This is a genomic window from Phytobacter sp. V69 (assembly GCF_965644215.1).
Taxonomy (GTDB): Bacteria; Pseudomonadota; Gammaproteobacteria; order Enterobacterales; family Enterobacteriaceae; genus Phytobacter.
Genome location: NZ_CBFFRL010000047.1, coordinates 15,211 through 28,622 on the forward strand (window position 1 = coordinate 15,211; position 13,412 = coordinate 28,622).

Below are 13,412 nucleotides of genomic sequence, written 5' to 3' on the forward strand. Positions count from 1 at the left end.
TATGTCCGTTACTGTTAATCGCGATGGCGTATTACGTCAGCAAGAAGATGCTCGTGTCATCAGCGCGATGCTGCCCTCACCCTGCCCGCAAAACCACGCGGCCAACATTCTGCCGCTGCCCGATGGCACGCTGATGTGCGTCTGGTTTGGCGGCACCCAGGAAGGCGTTGCGGATATTTCCGTGTGGGGCTCGCGCCTCGCACCGGGCAGCGACAGCTGGAGCGAGGCGGTAAAACTGTCTGAAGATGCCAGCCGTTCCGAGCAAAACCCGGTGCTGTTCCTCGCCCCGGATAACGTGCTGTGGCTGATGTGGACCGCCCAGCTTTCCGGCAATCAGGACACGGCAATTGTGCGCTACTGCCAGTCGAATGACCTTGGCGCGAGCTGGGGCGAGATCGCCACCCTGCTGGATAAACCGGGCACCTTTATTCGCCAGCCGCTCACCGTGCTGGAAAATGGCAACTGGCTGCTGCCGGTCTTCTATTGCCGCACCAAACCGGGCGAGAAATGGGTCGGTAATGATGACATCAGCGCGGTAAAAATCTCCGCCGACCAGGGGAAAACCTGGCGCGATGTGGAAGTCCCGGAAAGCCTTGGTTGCGTGCACATGAACATCGCTGCACTGCACAATGGAACCCTGGTTGCGCTTTTCCGCAGTCGCTGGGCGGATAACATCTATTACAGCCAGTCGACCGACGGCGGTGAAAGCTGGTCCGTGCCGGAGCCGACAACGTTACCAAACAACAACTCGTCCATTCAGGTTACGACGCTGGCGGACGGCAATCTGGCATTGGTCTTTAACTACATGAGTGCCGCCGGTGCGCAGGAACGTCGTGCTTCGCTGTATGACGAAATCGACGATGGCGATAGCCGCAAAGAACCGGAAGTGACCAGCGGTCGCAGCGCGTTCTGGGGTGCACCGCGTGCGCCGATGACCGTGGCAATTTCGCCTGACGGCGGGAAAAGCTGGCCGTGGCAACGTCATCTGGACGAAGGTGACGGCTATTGCATGACCAATAACTCACAGGAAAAACTGAACCGCGAGTTCTCCTACCCGAGCATCAAACAAGGTGCGGACGGCAGTTTGCATATCGCTTATACCTATTTCCGCCAAGCGATTAAATACGTTCGCGTATCGCCGGAATGGGTTAAGGAGTCAGTGTGATTTTTGGCAATCTTGACGCCCTGCCGCAGGCAGGGTTGCCTGCGGTACTGCGCGATATCCTCGCGCTTCCTCAGTGTGCATTCGATGAACTGCAGGCGCGCGACGATGGCCGGTTTCAGTTGTCCGGTGCAGAGTGGTTCTGCACCGTCGGCCCGGCCAATACGCAACTGCGTGAAGTCCGCCATACGGAATATCACCACCAGTGGGCAGATATTCAGGTATTGCTGACAGGTGAAGAGATAATCTGTGCCGGTACGCAGTACGCGCCTCTGGCAACCGATGAGGAGCGTAAGCCGGATCTGTTTATCACCACCACCGCCGAACTGCCGGTGAGCATGTTATTGCAGGCGGGTGATTTTGCGGTGTTTTTACCGGGCGAGCCGCACCAGGCCCTGTGCGCGGCGGCAGAACCGATGACGATCCGCAAAGCGGTGTTTAAAGTTCCGCGCACGCTGCTGGAGGTGTAAACATGCCGCATGCGATCGTAACAGGAGCAAGTTCGGGTATCGGCGAAGCCATCGTCAGCCGCCTACTCGGCCAGGGGTGGAATGTCACCGGGCTTAGCCGCTCGAAAGTCACCCGCGACAGCGCGCAGTTTAACAGCGTATGCGTCGATCTCAGCGACAGCGCGGCGCTGCGTGATGTGCTAACCACCCTGCCTGTACCCCATGCGGTGATTCATGCCGCCGGGATGATGGCCGCAGCACCGCTAGGTGAGTTAACGCATGAGGTTAGCCAGCGGTTGTGGCAACTGCACGTGCTGGCGGCGGAAACGCTGGTCAATCACTTCGCCCCACAGATGTCCTCTGGTGGCAGAATTGTGGTGGTGGGCAGCCGGACATCGCGCGGCGCGGCGGGACGATCGCAGTATGTTGCCACCAAGGCGGCGCTGGTCGGAATGGTGCGTAGCTGGGCGGCTGAGCTTGCCCCACGCGGCATCACCGCCAACGTGGTCGCCCCCGGTGCGACGCAAACGCCGATGCTCAGTGCACCCGGACGCGAAAGTTCGCCACCCAATATGCCACCCATCGGGTGCTTGATTAAGCCTGAGGAAGTGGCCGCACTGGTGGGGTTTGTGTTGTCAGCGGACGCAGCCGCCATTACCGGGCAAGAGCTGGTGATTTGCGGCGGCGCATCGCTTAAGTGAAGGGCCAGGCTTATTGTTTGTAGGCCGGATAAGGCGTTGGCCGCATCCAGCATTGTGGTCCAACAAAATGGGTGACACTGTCACCCATTTTTATTTCTCAGCGCAAATAGATTTTGCCAATCAGATAGGTGGTGGCCTGGCCGCCAATCGACACCCTTTCGCCACGCGCTTCGCAGCGCAGATCGCCGCCACGGGCAGATACCTGGCGCGCCTGCAGGGCGTTTTTGCCGAGTTTTTCTGCCCAGTACGGAATCAGCATGCTATGGGTTGAACCGGTAACCGGGTCTTCCGGCACGGATTCACCCGGACAGAAAAAGCGGCTAACAAAATCATGCTCATCACCGGGCGCGGTAATGCAAACCATTTTCTTTAACGGGATCATGGCGTTGATATTCGGGGTGATGGCCTCAACCTGCTGCTGATTTTCCAGCACCACCATGTAATCACGCGCCACTCGTACCTCTTTGGCCTTGGTGATACCCAGCGTTTCAAACAGCAGCGCAGGCGGCGCTTCCACCAACCCCGTCTGCCAGGCTGGGAAGTCCAGCGTCAGCCAGTCGCCTTTGCGACTCACGGTGAGCGGACCGACAAAACGGGTGGCGAAGTTAATCTGCGTATCCGGGTAATCCAGATATTCAAATATGACGTGCGCGGCGGCAAGCGTGGCATGGCCGCAAAGGTTGATTTCGTACTGCGTGGTAAACCAGCGCAGCTCAAAACCGTCGTCGTTACGAACAAAGAACGCTGTCTCAGACTGCTTGTGTTGTTGCGCCATTTTCAGCAGCACATCATCCGGCAACCATTCCGTCAGCGGACAAACGGCTGCGGCGTTGCCGCCAAACGTACGGTCGCTGAACGCGTCCACCATATAGAAGTCGATTGTGTGCATAGCCTTTCCTCTTGTTTTACTTTGCTTTTCCTTCGTTTTTCCCTTGTATTTCTTTTTGTTTCAACAGGCATCGTCATACCCCAACAAGAAATGAGACACTCATCACAAAAAGTTTGTATTTTGAGCAGAAATAGATCTAAGATCTGCACATCTCCTTCTCCTGTAACTGATCCCAAAAAAACATATGACAACACAAATGGTTTCACGAAAAGTCGCGTGGCTCCGGGTGGTTACGCTGGCCGTTGCTGCGTTTATTTTTAATACCACTGAGTTCGTGCCCGTGGGGCTGCTGTCGGACATTGCACAAAGTTTTGACATGGAAACCCCGCAGGTCGGCATTATGCTAACCATCTACGCCTGGGTTGTGGCGCTGATGTCGCTGCCGTTTATGCTGCTCACCAGCAAGGTAGAACGCCGCAAACTGCTGATTGCCCTGTTCGTTCTGTTTATTGGCAGCCATGTGCTCTCTTTCCTGGCGTGGAACTTCCATGTGCTGGTGATTAGCCGTATCGGCATCGCGTTTGCCCACGCCATTTTCTGGTCGATTACTGCCTCTCTGGCCATTCGTCTCGCTCCGGCGGGCAAACGCGCCCAGGCGCTGAGCCTTATCGCCACCGGTACCGCGCTGGCAATGGTGCTGGGTATTCCGATTGGCCGCGTCGTCGGGCAATATTTCGGCTGGCGAACCACGTTCTTCGCTATCGTTTTTGGCGCGCTGATTACCATGATGTGCCTGATCAAACTGCTGCCAAAACTGCCCAGCGAGCACTCTGGTTCACTGCGCAGCCTGCCTGAGCTGTTCCGTCGCCCGGCGCTGCTGTGCATCTATCTGTTGACGGTGGTTGTAGTCACCGCGCACTACACCGCCTACAGCTATATTGAGCCGTTCGTGCAAAATGTGGCGGGTTTTAGCGGTAATTTCGCAACAGTATTGCTGCTGATTCTCGGCGGTGCGGGAATTGTCGGCAGCGTGCTGTTCGGCAAACTGGGTAATAAGCATGCGTCCAGTCTTATCAGCGGCGCGATTGGCCTGCTGGTGATGTCCCTGTTGCTGCTGCGTCCTGCGGCAGACAGCGAGATGAACCTTGCCGTGCTGAGCATCTTCTGGGGTGTCGCGATTATGATTATCGGCCTAGGGATGCAGGTGAAAGTGCTGGCGCTGGCACCGGATGCCACCGACGTGGCGATGTCACTGTTCTCCGGGATTTTCAATATCGGTATCGGCGCGGGCGCGCTGGTCGGTAACCAAGTCAGCCTGCAGTGGTCGATGTCCGCCATTGGCTATGCGGGTGCCATTCCGGCACTGGCCGCTCTGGTCTGGTCGGTGGTGATTTTCCGCCGCTGGCCGGTCTCGCTGGAAGACCAGCAGCAACCGCACCATATGTAATATCTCACCGTCAGCCGGGTAGATGATTGCCCGGCTGATGCGATTTATCCCCCTGCCACCACCTCGTTCATCACCTGCGTCTGCCAGTCAAACCACGGGTTCCAGGTCAGTCGCGCGTGAACTTTATCGGGCTCCACCAGCCCCCAGTCTGAGTACCAGACCTCTTCGCCGTTCAGACAGCGCTTCGTCGCCGCATCCGGCTGCCCGTTCGCACAAAGCACCACGCTGCCGTGGCGGCCGTAGACCGGGTTACGTGGGGAGAACAGCACCGACATATGCGAAAACTGGCTGATGCGCTCTGCGGGCAGATAATCAGGCTTAACCAGCACTCTGGCGTCAGCCGCCACCTCGGCGCGCGCCAGCCCGTACCAGATCACACGACTGGCCGGATGGGTAAAGGTTTTCTCGAACTGGTCGAGGATCCAGGCGGTATTGAGCACCGAGTCGTGCTCGCTCAACACCATCAGCACCGGCTTGTTCCACGTCTGGTGCGTCACCAGTTGCTGTGCGGAAGCGCTGGTACGATAGAACTGAGCAAAACCGTTGGTTGGCACGCGCAGATAACGGGTCGCAATCTGCTGAGGGAAGACCGCGCTCGGTGGACGCAGCCAGTCGCGAAATACGGCTGCCGCCGGGGCGAGAAAATCGTAGCGGGTATTCGATTTTATCGCCGGAGAGAACAGCAACAGCCCCTGCACCTGCGGATGTTGCAGGGCATATTCCAGCGCGAGGTTGCCGCCGGTTGAGAAGCCGCCCAGCCATACGTTCCCCACCTCTTTTTCCAGGATAGTGGCCTGCTCGTTGACCACTTCACGCCACTGGTCAACGCTGACGTTCAGCATGTCCATTGGGCGCGTGCCGTGCCCTGCCAGCAGCACCGTACGCACCAGGAAACCCTGTTTTGCCAGCTCAGGGGCGATGTCGGTAAACGAACCTGGGGCGTCGCCAAGCCCGTGAATTAGCAGGATCCCCCGGGTAGCTTTGTGCGCCGGACGCCACTCCTGCGGTGTGTTCCAGGTGAGCTCTCGGGTTTTATCCAGCGTCTGGAATGACCGATGTGCCGCCACCCAGTCACGGGTTTGCTGCTGATACTCCGCAAAGCTTGTCTGCCCCAGCGGCGGCTGTTGTTGTTCCCGCGACTGCTGGCAACCGGCAATCGCCAACGCCGCAATAAGCAGGAAGGACAATAGTGGTTGCCGCATCAGACGCCCGCGGGGTAAGTCGTAATGATTTCCAGCACGCCGTTGATGATAAATTGCACGCCCATACAGACCAGCAAAAAACCCATCAGGCGGGAAATCGCCTCAATACCGCCCTTGCCTACCAGCCGCATGATTGCACCGGAGCTGCGCAAGCATCCCCACAGAATCACCGCCACGGCGGCAAAAATCAGCGGCGGCGCAATCCACAGCACCCATTCAGGAAAAGTCGTGCTTTCACGGATGGTCGAGGCGGAACTGATGATCATCGCAATCGTCCCTGGCCCGGCCGTACTTGGCATTGCCAGTGGAACGAAGGCGATATTGGCCGTCGGCTCTTCTTCCAGCTCTTCCGATTTGGTTTTAATTTCCGGCGCTTCATGGATTTTCTGCGGCGGGAACAACATGCGAAAACCGATAAAGGCCACGATCAACCCGCCGGCGATACGCAGACCGGGAATCGAAATCCCGAAGGTATTCATCACCAGATGTCCGGCGTAGTACGCCACCATCATGATGACAAAGACATAGATTGAGGCCATCAGCGCCTGTTGATTGCGCTGGGCGCTGTTCATATTGCCCGCCAGCCCGAGGAAGAGCGCAACGGTGGTTAGCGGGTTCGCCAGCGGCAAGAGCACCACCAGTCCAAGGCCAATCGCTTTCAGTAAATCCATCATTTAACAGGGCGCTCCACAGCAGACAAACGTATCGGCAAGTATATCTGGAACCCACCCCGCAGGGCACCCGCTTTCCTGATGTATTAGTTTAACTAATAAATACATGTACATATGCGAATAAAAAAACGCCCATAACGCGACTTTAGCAAATCGTGGCATAAGCTAATTCATTCAGTTGACTTATACTTGCCTGAGCAATAATATCTGCCGTGACTAATATACTTGCCGGGGCAACCATTGTGAAAAGCACAAGTGATCTGTTTAACGAAATCATTCCACTTGGCCGCCTGATCCACATGGTTAACCAAAAAAAAGATCGCTTACTTAACGACTACCTCGCGCCGCTGGATATCACCGCCACGCAGTTTAAAGTGCTCTGTTCTATCCGCTGTCAGGGTTGTATCACCCCGGTCGAACTAAAAAAGATCCTCTCCGTCGACCTCGGTGCGCTGACGCGCATGCTTGACCGACTGGTCTGTAAAGGCTGGATCGAACGTAAACCTAATCCGCATGACAAACGCGGCGTGCTGGTGCAATTGACCACCGACGGCGCGGCGCTGTGTGAGCAATGTCATCAATTAGTAGGACAAAACCTGAATCAGGAATTAACAAAAAACTTAACGGCAGAAGAAGTGGCAACTCTGGAGCATTTGCTCAAGAAAATCTTGCCGTAACAAAAAGAGGTATGACGATGTCCAGACGCAATACTGACGCCATCACTATTCATAGCATTTTGGACTGGATCGAAGATAACCTGGAATCGCCGCTCTCACTGGAAAAAGTGTCTGAGCGTTCGGGTTACTCCAAATGGCACCTGCAACGGATGTTTAAAAAAGAGACGGGCCACTCGCTGGGGCAATACATTCGCAGCCGTAAGCTGACTGAAATCGCACAGAAGCTTAAGGGCAGCAATGAACCGATTCTGTATCTTGCGGAGCGCTATGGGTTTGAATCACAACAGACCCTGACCCGCACGTTCAAAAACTACTTTGACGTGCCGCCACACAAATATCGCGTAACAGAGATACCCGGTGAGAACCGTTATCTATTTCCGTTAAACCACTGTAATTGCTAATCGCCTGCTTTAAAGACGTATCGAGGAAATCATGAAACGTATTGCCTGTGCCGCCCTCACCGTGATGGTGTTACTGACCGGCCAGAGTTATGCGGAACAATTCGCACACCCTGCGAAACAAAACCCACGTGACGCTATGATAATGCCCACCGCCCATAACCAGTCGCCTTTCGACTTCAACCATATGGGCTCCGGCAGTGATAAATCCGACGAGTTAGGCGTGCCTTATTACAATGAGCGCACCTAGGCGTGTTTGCCCCGCCATCGGCGGGGCTTTTTTATGCCTTACGCCTGAGCCGCACGACTGATACGAAAACCAAACACGTTGATGTACAGCCCCGCCATAATCAGCATCGCCCCGCCCAGTTGCAGTAAAGACAGCGATTCACCGAGCAGCAGCGCAGCACTGGCCATCCCCACAACGGGCACCAGCAGTGACAGCGGCGCAACGCGCCAGGTCTCATAACGCCCGAGCAGTGAACCCCAGATGCCATAGCAGATAATCGTCGCCACAAACGCCAGATAAAGCAGCGACAGGATGGTGGTCAGGTCAATGCTGACCAGGCTTTGCAGCATCGGTGCCGGGCCTTCAAAAATCAGCGACGCCACCATAAACGGAATGATAGGGATCAGCGCGCTCCAGACCACCAGCGACATCACCGGTGGGCGAGAGGTATGGCTCATGATCTTTTTGTTGAAGATGTTGCCACAGGCCCAGCTGAATGCCGCCGCAAGGGTGAGCACAAAACCAATCAGCGGGATGTGTTGCCCGGTGAGGCTGGCCTCAATCAGCACCAGTACGCCAAAGACCGCCAGCGCGATACCCGCCAGCTGTTTCCCCTGCAAACGCTCGCCGAACACGCCCGCACCGAGGATGATGGTAAAGAACGCCTGCGCCTGTAAAACCAGGGATGCCAGACCCGCAGGCATGCCGAATTTAATGGCGCAAAACAAGAAAGCAAACTGCCCGAAACTGATGGTTAACCCGTAGCCCAGCAGTAAGCTCAGCGGCACTTTCGGTCGCGCTACAAACAGCAATGCCGGAAACGCCACCAGTACAAAGCGTAAACCCGCCAGCATAAGTGGAGGCATATTGTGCAGCCCAACTTTGATCACCACAAAATTCAGGCCCCATACCACCACCAACAGCGCCAGCAGCCCATCTTTACGCGTCATTCTTCGCCCCTGTTTTTTTCAACTTTTGTAAAAAATTTACGTTAACGCAAAAATCAGTCCAGAGACAGATCATTAATTTTGGCAGGTCAGTTTTGGCATCCTGGGATAAATCAACCGATGTACATCACGCTTTATGCATGTTATTGCTGTTAGACATCACAAAAAATTATAACAACAGGCATTGTCGGGCATGAAAATGATCTCAAAACAAAAGCGCTCCACCGCCGCGCTGCTGGCGTCGTCGTTACTGTTAACCATTGGTCGTGGCGCAACGCTGCCATTCATGACTATTTATCTCAATCGTCAGTACGCCATGTCCGTCGACCAGGTGGGCTATGCGATGTCGATTGCACTCACCATCGGCGTGGTCTTTAGTCTGGGCTTCGGGATTCTGGCGGATAAGTTCGATAAAAAAAGCTATATGCTGCTGGCCATCGCCGCCTTCCTGTTTGGCTTTAGCGCGATCCCGCTGGTCAACCATGCCGGTCTGGTGGTGCTGTTTTTCTCGCTGATTAACTGCGCCTACTCGGTATTTGCAACCGTTCTGAAAGCCTATTTCTCTGACACCCTGGGGCCAGCGGCCAAGGCGCGGATTTTCTCCATCAACTACACCTTTATTAATATCGGCTGGACCATCGGGCCCCCCATCGGCACGATGCTGGTGATGTACAGCATCAATCTGCCCTTCTGGCTCGCCGCCTTTTGCTCGGCGGTGCCACTGGCGTTTATTCAGCTGTTTGTGCGCCGCGTCAATGTGGCAGAAGGCCACGAAAACAGCGCGGTCTGGTCGCCATCGGTACTGCTGCGCGACCGTGCGCTGCGCTGGTTTACGTTATCAGGGCTGCTGGCGTCGTTTGTCGCCGGGTCGTTTGCCTCGTGCATTGCGCAGTATGTGATGTCGATTGCCGACGGCGACTTTGCCGAAAAAGTGGTGGCCGTAGTGCTGCCCGTCAACGCCGCGGTGGTGGTGACGCTGCAATATGGGCTCGGCAGTAAGCTCACGGCAAATAACCTGCGCCCGTTAATGGCCTTCGGTACCGTCTGTTTTGTGCTGGGACTGGGTGGGTTTATGTTCTCCGGAAACAACCTGTGGTTCTGGGGCGTCTCGGCGGCAATCTTCACGCTGGGTGAAGTCATTTATGCTCACGGCGAGTACATGCTGATTGACAACATTGCCCCGCCGGGAATGAAAGCAAGCTACTTCTCTGCCCAGGCGCTGGGCTGGCTGGGCGCGGCGATGAACCCGCTGTTAACCGGGATTATCCTGACCACCCTGCCATCCTGGACGCTATTCGTCATTATGATGGTCGCCATCGTGCTGGCGTGGCTGATGATGCTGCGGGGCATGCAGGCAAAACCGCTGCCGCTGATGCAGGCGAGTTAACGCCTGCCGTTTAATTGTTCGAACGAATCTGCGGGGTGTTGTCGAGCAAACGGATGGCGGGGACAAAACAGGCCGCCACCGTCGCCAGCACCACCGCCAGCGCGCAGGTCAGCAGGACCTCCGTGCTACCGTAGTGCTGCGCCAGCGGACCGGCGGCAATTTCCCCCACCGGGATCGCCACAAACGAGCCCATCGCGTCGTAAGCATACACCCGCGCCAGTTTTTCCGGCGGGATATGCGTTTGCAGCGACTGCGCCCACACCACACCAAACAGACCGAAGCTCACCCCGGCCAGGAAAAAGCCCGCCATCAGCGGCGGCGTGTCGGGAGACAATCCCAGCACCAGCAGCGGTAGCGCGCAGAAGATAACCAGCATCACGCCGATAAACAGGTCACGCCGGGGCCGCCAGCGCAGCGCAATCAGCGAGCCGACGATCAGGCCAACACTTTGCGCCGCCACGGCCAGCCCCCAGCCGGTGCGGCCAAATGATTCATCCGCCACAATGGGGCCAAGCACCATCGCCACGCCGCTGAATGCCGCATTGACGATGGTGAACTGCGCCACAATCGACCAGACCCAGGTGCGGGCGATGAACTCTTTCCAGCCATCGCGCAAATCCTGCAGGATGTTGGACTGCGAGTCGTGGGCAGCGATAGCCCCCACGCGAATCAGTAAATAGAGCGGCGCGGAGGCTGCAAAACCGAGGGCGTCGATCGCCAGCCCCCAGCCAGGGCCGATGGTGCTGGTGAGCATCCCGCCCAGCGACGCGCCAATGACCGTGCCGCCATAGACGCCAAGCTGAATAAAGGCATTGGCTTCGCGCAGGCTGCGTACCGGCACCGTTTGCGGCACCATCGCCGACGAGGCGGGCAGCGCAATGCCCGCCGCCGCGCCGTTCAGTGCGCCAAGCACCGCCAGCAACATAATGGTGGCGCTGCCGTCCAGCACCAGCCAGGCGACAATCCCCTGGGCCAGCGCCGCCACCAGCGACGAAGAGACCAGCACCAGGCTGCGCGAATAGCGATCCGCCAGCACGCCGCCCAGTAGCAAGAAGATCACGTTAAACAGTGAACGTGCCGCCACCACCAGACCTAAGTCCGTTGCGGAACCGCCGATATCCAGCACCGCAAACGCCAGCGCGATGGGGGCAATGCCGTTTCCCAGTACTGTGAGCAGGCGGCCAAAGAACAGATAGCGAAAGGAAGTAGAGTGAAAGGCCCGTTGACCACGCGACGTCTGCGCTACTGCGTTCACAAATACACTCCGCGCAAAGAGTAGGCTTCATTCCTTTTCATCGTCATCAATGACTCCATTCTGTTCATTTTTGCGGCAGCAGCAATAAAGAAAGGACATGCAGGGTTCCCCGCATGTCCATGGCATTCTGATTTGTCGCTGTGACTTGTGGCTTACCACACCTGCTCAGCAATCTGCGTGACAAGGCGCACTTTATCCCATTGTTGCTCTGGTGTCAGCGAGTTCCCCTCTTCCGTTGAGGCAAAGCCACATTGTGGGCTCAGGCACAGCTGGCTCAGGTCGACATACTTTGCCGCTTCCTGCAAACGTGCTTTGATGCCTTCCGGATTTTCCAGCTCACCGTTTTTGGTAGTGATAAGGCCTAAAACCACCTGCTGCTTGCCCGGACGAACAAAGCGCAGTGGCGCGAAGTCGCCGGAACGATCATTGTCATACTCGAGGTAGAACGCATCGACGTTGACGCTGCCAAACAGCACTTCTGCCACCGGCTCATAGCCGCCTTCGGAAATCCAGGTCGAGCGGAAATTACCTCGACACACATGCAGGCCAATTGTTAAATCAGCCGGTTTACCTTCCAGCGCTTTATTCAGCACGCGGGCATAGATACGGGCCAGCTCATCCGGGTCTTCGCCGCGTTCACAGATCTGGCGACGCTGATCGTCGGAGCACAGGTAGGCCCAGACGGTATCGTCCAGTTGCAAATAACGGCAACCTGCGGCGTAGAAGGCATGGATCGCATCGCGCCAGGTGGTAGCCAGATCGTCAAAATAGTCCGCCAGGTCCGGGTAAACGGTAGCGTCGATATCTTTACGCCCGCCACGGAAATGCAGCACGCTCGGGCTTGGAATGGTCATCTTCGGCTGGGCATTGCCGCTGATGCTTTTCAGGTAGACGAAATCTTCGAGCATCGGGTGATCGCCAAAACCGAGTTTTCCGGTCACGCGCACGCCGTGTGCTTTGGTCTGGACGCCATTAAACTGAATGCCTTTGTCAGAGTCGTAGCGCTCCACGCCCTGCAGGCCATCAAAGAAGTCGAAGTGCCACCATGCGCGGCGGAACTCACCGTCGGTAACCACGTGCAGGCCGCAGTCGCACTGCTGCTGAACCACATGGCGAATCGCCTCATTCTCCACGGAGCGCAGCTGTTGAGCGCTGATGCTGCCCTGCGCATATTGCTGGCGTGCCTGTTTAATGGCGTCCGGGCGTAAAAAACTGCCAACTACGTCTGCGCGGAACGGGGCCTGATGTCGCTGCATGGTGTTCTCCTTGCACGCCGGTCCAGATAGTTTACCGACGTGATAGTTCATTACTTGGACATTTAGCCATCTGGACGACTAAATGTCCAAGTAAAATGTCACATGCAGCATCCGTGTGGCAAACGAGATTTTCTCATCACACATGAAAAAAATTCAACTTGCCGCAAATGTGAACCCTTCATCTTCCCAGCCGGTTATCCCGCCGAGCATGATTTTCACCGCCAGCCCCATCCGCGCCAACTTGAGCGCCGCCCTGTCCGCACCGTTGCAGTGTGGACCGGCACAGTAGACAACAAACAGCGTGTCGTGCGGCCATTGCGCCATGCGCTCCGCTGTCATCTGCGCGTGCGGCAGATGAATCGCACCAGGGACATGACGTCGGGCGAATGTCTCCGGGCTCCCCACCACATGCAGCAAGACAAAGTCCTGGTCCTCGTTTGTCAGCGCGTGGTGGACGTCGGCACAATCGGTCTCGACGCTCAGGCGACGTAAAAAGTGGCTGGCGGTGACCTCAGGCGAGGCGGCGGGGATGTCCGATACATAGCTCATAGTGCTTTCTCCGGGTTTGTGTTAACACTAATGTAACGAAAACAGGACACAGCGACTGTATAGCTTTATGCCAGATAACAGCAAAAACATGACAATTTCACCGCCCCCTAGATAGTGTCGTCACGAGGATAAAAATCATTGATAATAGGGCCTTCTAATCAGAAGGCCCTATTATCATGACTATTCCAGCCTATCGGCGCCACGATATTTCTGACAATGTATGGAGTTTACTGGAACCTCATTTACCCGGGCG

Annotated in this window: 15 protein-coding genes; 8 read left to right on the top strand and 7 right to left on the bottom strand. The window is 56.4% G+C overall.

Annotated elements, in window-relative coordinates:
- The first annotated feature begins 1 nt into the window (after window position 1).
- From ACSZPU_RS08970 to ACSZPU_RS08980, 3 genes are read left to right on the top strand one after another with little or no spacing between them, the layout of a single operon-like run.
- The gene (locus tag ACSZPU_RS08970) at window positions 2–1,165 is read left to right on the top strand and encodes a sialidase family protein (protein ID WP_498997720.1); all 1,164 of its coding nucleotides are present in this window, start codon (window positions 2–4) and stop codon (window positions 1,163–1,165) included.
- Window positions 1,162–1,632: a NanQ anomerase/TabA/YiaL family protein gene (locus ACSZPU_RS08975; protein ID WP_498997722.1), complete on the top strand. Its 471-nt coding sequence runs from the start codon at window positions 1,162–1,164 to the stop codon at window positions 1,630–1,632. The genes ACSZPU_RS08970 and ACSZPU_RS08975 overlap by 4 nt, the downstream gene beginning before the upstream one ends.
- 2 nt (window positions 1,633–1,634) lie before the next feature.
- On the top strand, window positions 1,635–2,312 hold the full coding sequence (locus ACSZPU_RS08980; protein WP_498997724.1) for an SDR family NAD(P)-dependent oxidoreductase: 678 nt from the start codon (window positions 1,635–1,637) through the stop codon (window positions 2,310–2,312).
- Between the two features lie 97 nt (window positions 2,313–2,409).
- Here ACSZPU_RS08980 and ACSZPU_RS08985 read toward each other — a convergent pair whose 3' ends face one another.
- Window positions 2,410–3,201 (bottom strand): PhzF family phenazine biosynthesis protein, encoded by a 792-nt coding sequence (locus tag ACSZPU_RS08985; RefSeq protein ID WP_498997725.1) that lies wholly within the window; start codon window positions 3,199–3,201, stop codon window positions 2,410–2,412.
- A gap of 184 nt (window positions 3,202–3,385) precedes the next feature.
- Here ACSZPU_RS08985 and ACSZPU_RS08990 point away from each other — a divergent pair, with 184 nt between their 5' ends.
- Window positions 3,386–4,588 carry a sugar transporter gene (locus ACSZPU_RS08990; protein WP_498997726.1) on the top strand — a complete coding sequence of 401 codons (1,203 nt, stop codon included), beginning with the start codon at window positions 3,386–3,388 and terminating at the stop codon, window positions 4,586–4,588.
- Between the two features lie 44 nt (window positions 4,589–4,632).
- Here ACSZPU_RS08990 and ACSZPU_RS08995 read toward each other — a convergent pair whose 3' ends face one another.
- Together ACSZPU_RS08995 and ACSZPU_RS09000 are read right to left on the bottom strand one after the other, a co-directional pair.
- Window positions 4,633–5,790 carry an alpha/beta hydrolase gene (locus ACSZPU_RS08995; RefSeq protein WP_498997728.1) on the bottom strand — a complete coding sequence of 386 codons (1,158 nt, stop codon included), beginning with the start codon at window positions 5,788–5,790 and terminating at the stop codon, window positions 4,633–4,635.
- Window positions 5,790–6,464 (bottom strand): MarC family NAAT transporter, encoded by a 675-nt coding sequence (locus tag ACSZPU_RS09000; protein ID WP_498997729.1) that lies wholly within the window; start codon window positions 6,462–6,464, stop codon window positions 5,790–5,792. Before ACSZPU_RS09000 ends, ACSZPU_RS08995 begins: the two co-directional genes overlap by 1 nt.
- A gap of 239 nt (window positions 6,465–6,703) precedes the next feature.
- Here ACSZPU_RS09000 and marR point away from each other — a divergent pair, with 239 nt between their 5' ends.
- Genes marR through marB form a run of 3 tightly spaced genes read left to right on the top strand, consistent with a single transcriptional unit; the run spans window position 6,704 to window position 7,786 of the window.
- Window positions 6,704–7,138 carry a multiple antibiotic resistance transcriptional regulator MarR gene (gene marR / locus ACSZPU_RS09005; RefSeq protein WP_498997730.1) on the top strand — a complete coding sequence of 145 codons (435 nt, stop codon included), beginning with the start codon at window positions 6,704–6,706 and terminating at the stop codon, window positions 7,136–7,138.
- Between the two features lie 17 nt (window positions 7,139–7,155).
- A complete protein-coding gene (gene marA, locus ACSZPU_RS09010; RefSeq protein ID WP_498997732.1) occupies window positions 7,156–7,539 on the top strand; it encodes an MDR efflux pump AcrAB transcriptional activator MarA in 384 nt (127 codons plus the stop codon).
- A gap of 31 nt (window positions 7,540–7,570) precedes the next feature.
- Entirely contained in the window at window positions 7,571–7,786 is a 216-nt protein-coding gene (marB, locus tag ACSZPU_RS09015; RefSeq protein WP_498997734.1) for a multiple antibiotic resistance protein MarB, read from the top strand.
- Window positions 7,787–7,824: 38 nt separating this feature from the next.
- Here the strand turns inward: marB and eamA are convergent, their stop codons facing one another.
- The gene (gene eamA / locus ACSZPU_RS09020; RefSeq protein ID WP_498997736.1) at window positions 7,825–8,715 is read right to left on the bottom strand and encodes an O-acetylserine/cysteine exporter; all 891 of its coding nucleotides are present in this window, start codon (window positions 8,713–8,715) and stop codon (window positions 7,825–7,827) included.
- Between the two features lie 196 nt (window positions 8,716–8,911).
- Here eamA and ydeE point away from each other — a divergent pair, with 196 nt between their 5' ends.
- On the top strand, window positions 8,912–10,099 hold the full coding sequence (ydeE, locus tag ACSZPU_RS09025; protein WP_498997744.1) for an efflux MFS transporter YdeE: 1,188 nt from the start codon (window positions 8,912–8,914) through the stop codon (window positions 10,097–10,099).
- Window positions 10,100–10,109: 10 nt separating this feature from the next.
- Here the strand turns inward: ydeE and ACSZPU_RS09030 are convergent, their stop codons facing one another.
- The 3 genes from ACSZPU_RS09030 to ACSZPU_RS09040 all read right to left on the bottom strand — a co-directional run bounded on the left by ACSZPU_RS09030 (window position 10,110) and on the right by ACSZPU_RS09040 (window position 13,159).
- Window positions 10,110–11,354: an MFS transporter gene (locus tag ACSZPU_RS09030; RefSeq protein WP_498997737.1), complete on the bottom strand. Its 1,245-nt coding sequence runs from the start codon at window positions 11,352–11,354 to the stop codon at window positions 10,110–10,112.
- Window positions 11,355–11,506: 152 nt separating this feature from the next.
- Window positions 11,507–12,610: a cobalamin-independent methionine synthase II family protein gene (locus tag ACSZPU_RS09035; RefSeq protein WP_498997739.1), complete on the bottom strand. Its 1,104-nt coding sequence runs from the start codon at window positions 12,608–12,610 to the stop codon at window positions 11,507–11,509.
- A gap of 153 nt (window positions 12,611–12,763) precedes the next feature.
- Entirely contained in the window at window positions 12,764–13,159 is a 396-nt protein-coding gene (locus ACSZPU_RS09040; protein ID WP_498997740.1) for a rhodanese-like domain-containing protein, read from the bottom strand.
- Window positions 13,160–13,412: the final 253 nt, after the last annotated feature.

Excerpts from the sequence above, each read along its gene's own strand:
- ACSZPU_RS08970 (WP_498997720.1), top strand. The coding sequence starts at position 2 with ATGTCCGTTACTGTTAATCGCGATGGCGTATTACGTCAGCAAGAAGAT.
- ACSZPU_RS09035 (WP_498997739.1), bottom strand. The coding sequence starts at position 12,610 with ATGCAGCGACATCAGGCCCCGTTCCGCGCAGACGTAGTTGGCAGTTTT.
- marB (WP_498997734.1), top strand. The coding sequence starts at position 7,571 with ATGAAACGTATTGCCTGTGCCGCCCTCACCGTGATGGTGTTACTGACC.
- ACSZPU_RS09000 (WP_498997729.1), bottom strand. The coding sequence starts at position 6,464 with ATGATGGATTTACTGAAAGCGATTGGCCTTGGACTGGTGGTGCTCTTG.
- eamA (WP_498997736.1), bottom strand. The coding sequence starts at position 8,715 with ATGACGCGTAAAGATGGGCTGCTGGCGCTGTTGGTGGTGGTATGGGGC.
- ACSZPU_RS08985 (WP_498997725.1), bottom strand. The coding sequence starts at position 3,201 with ATGCACACAATCGACTTCTATATGGTGGACGCGTTCAGCGACCGTACG.
- marA (WP_498997732.1), top strand. The coding sequence starts at position 7,156 with ATGTCCAGACGCAATACTGACGCCATCACTATTCATAGCATTTTGGAC.
- ydeE (WP_498997744.1), top strand. The coding sequence starts at position 8,912 with ATGATCTCAAAACAAAAGCGCTCCACCGCCGCGCTGCTGGCGTCGTCG.
- ACSZPU_RS08990 (WP_498997726.1), top strand. The coding sequence starts at position 3,386 with ATGACAACACAAATGGTTTCACGAAAAGTCGCGTGGCTCCGGGTGGTT.
- ACSZPU_RS09040 (WP_498997740.1), bottom strand. The coding sequence starts at position 13,159 with ATGAGCTATGTATCGGACATCCCCGCCGCCTCGCCTGAGGTCACCGCC.
- ACSZPU_RS08995 (WP_498997728.1), bottom strand. The coding sequence starts at position 5,790 with ATGCGGCAACCACTATTGTCCTTCCTGCTTATTGCGGCGTTGGCGATT.
- ACSZPU_RS08980 (WP_498997724.1), top strand. The coding sequence starts at position 1,635 with ATGCCGCATGCGATCGTAACAGGAGCAAGTTCGGGTATCGGCGAAGCC.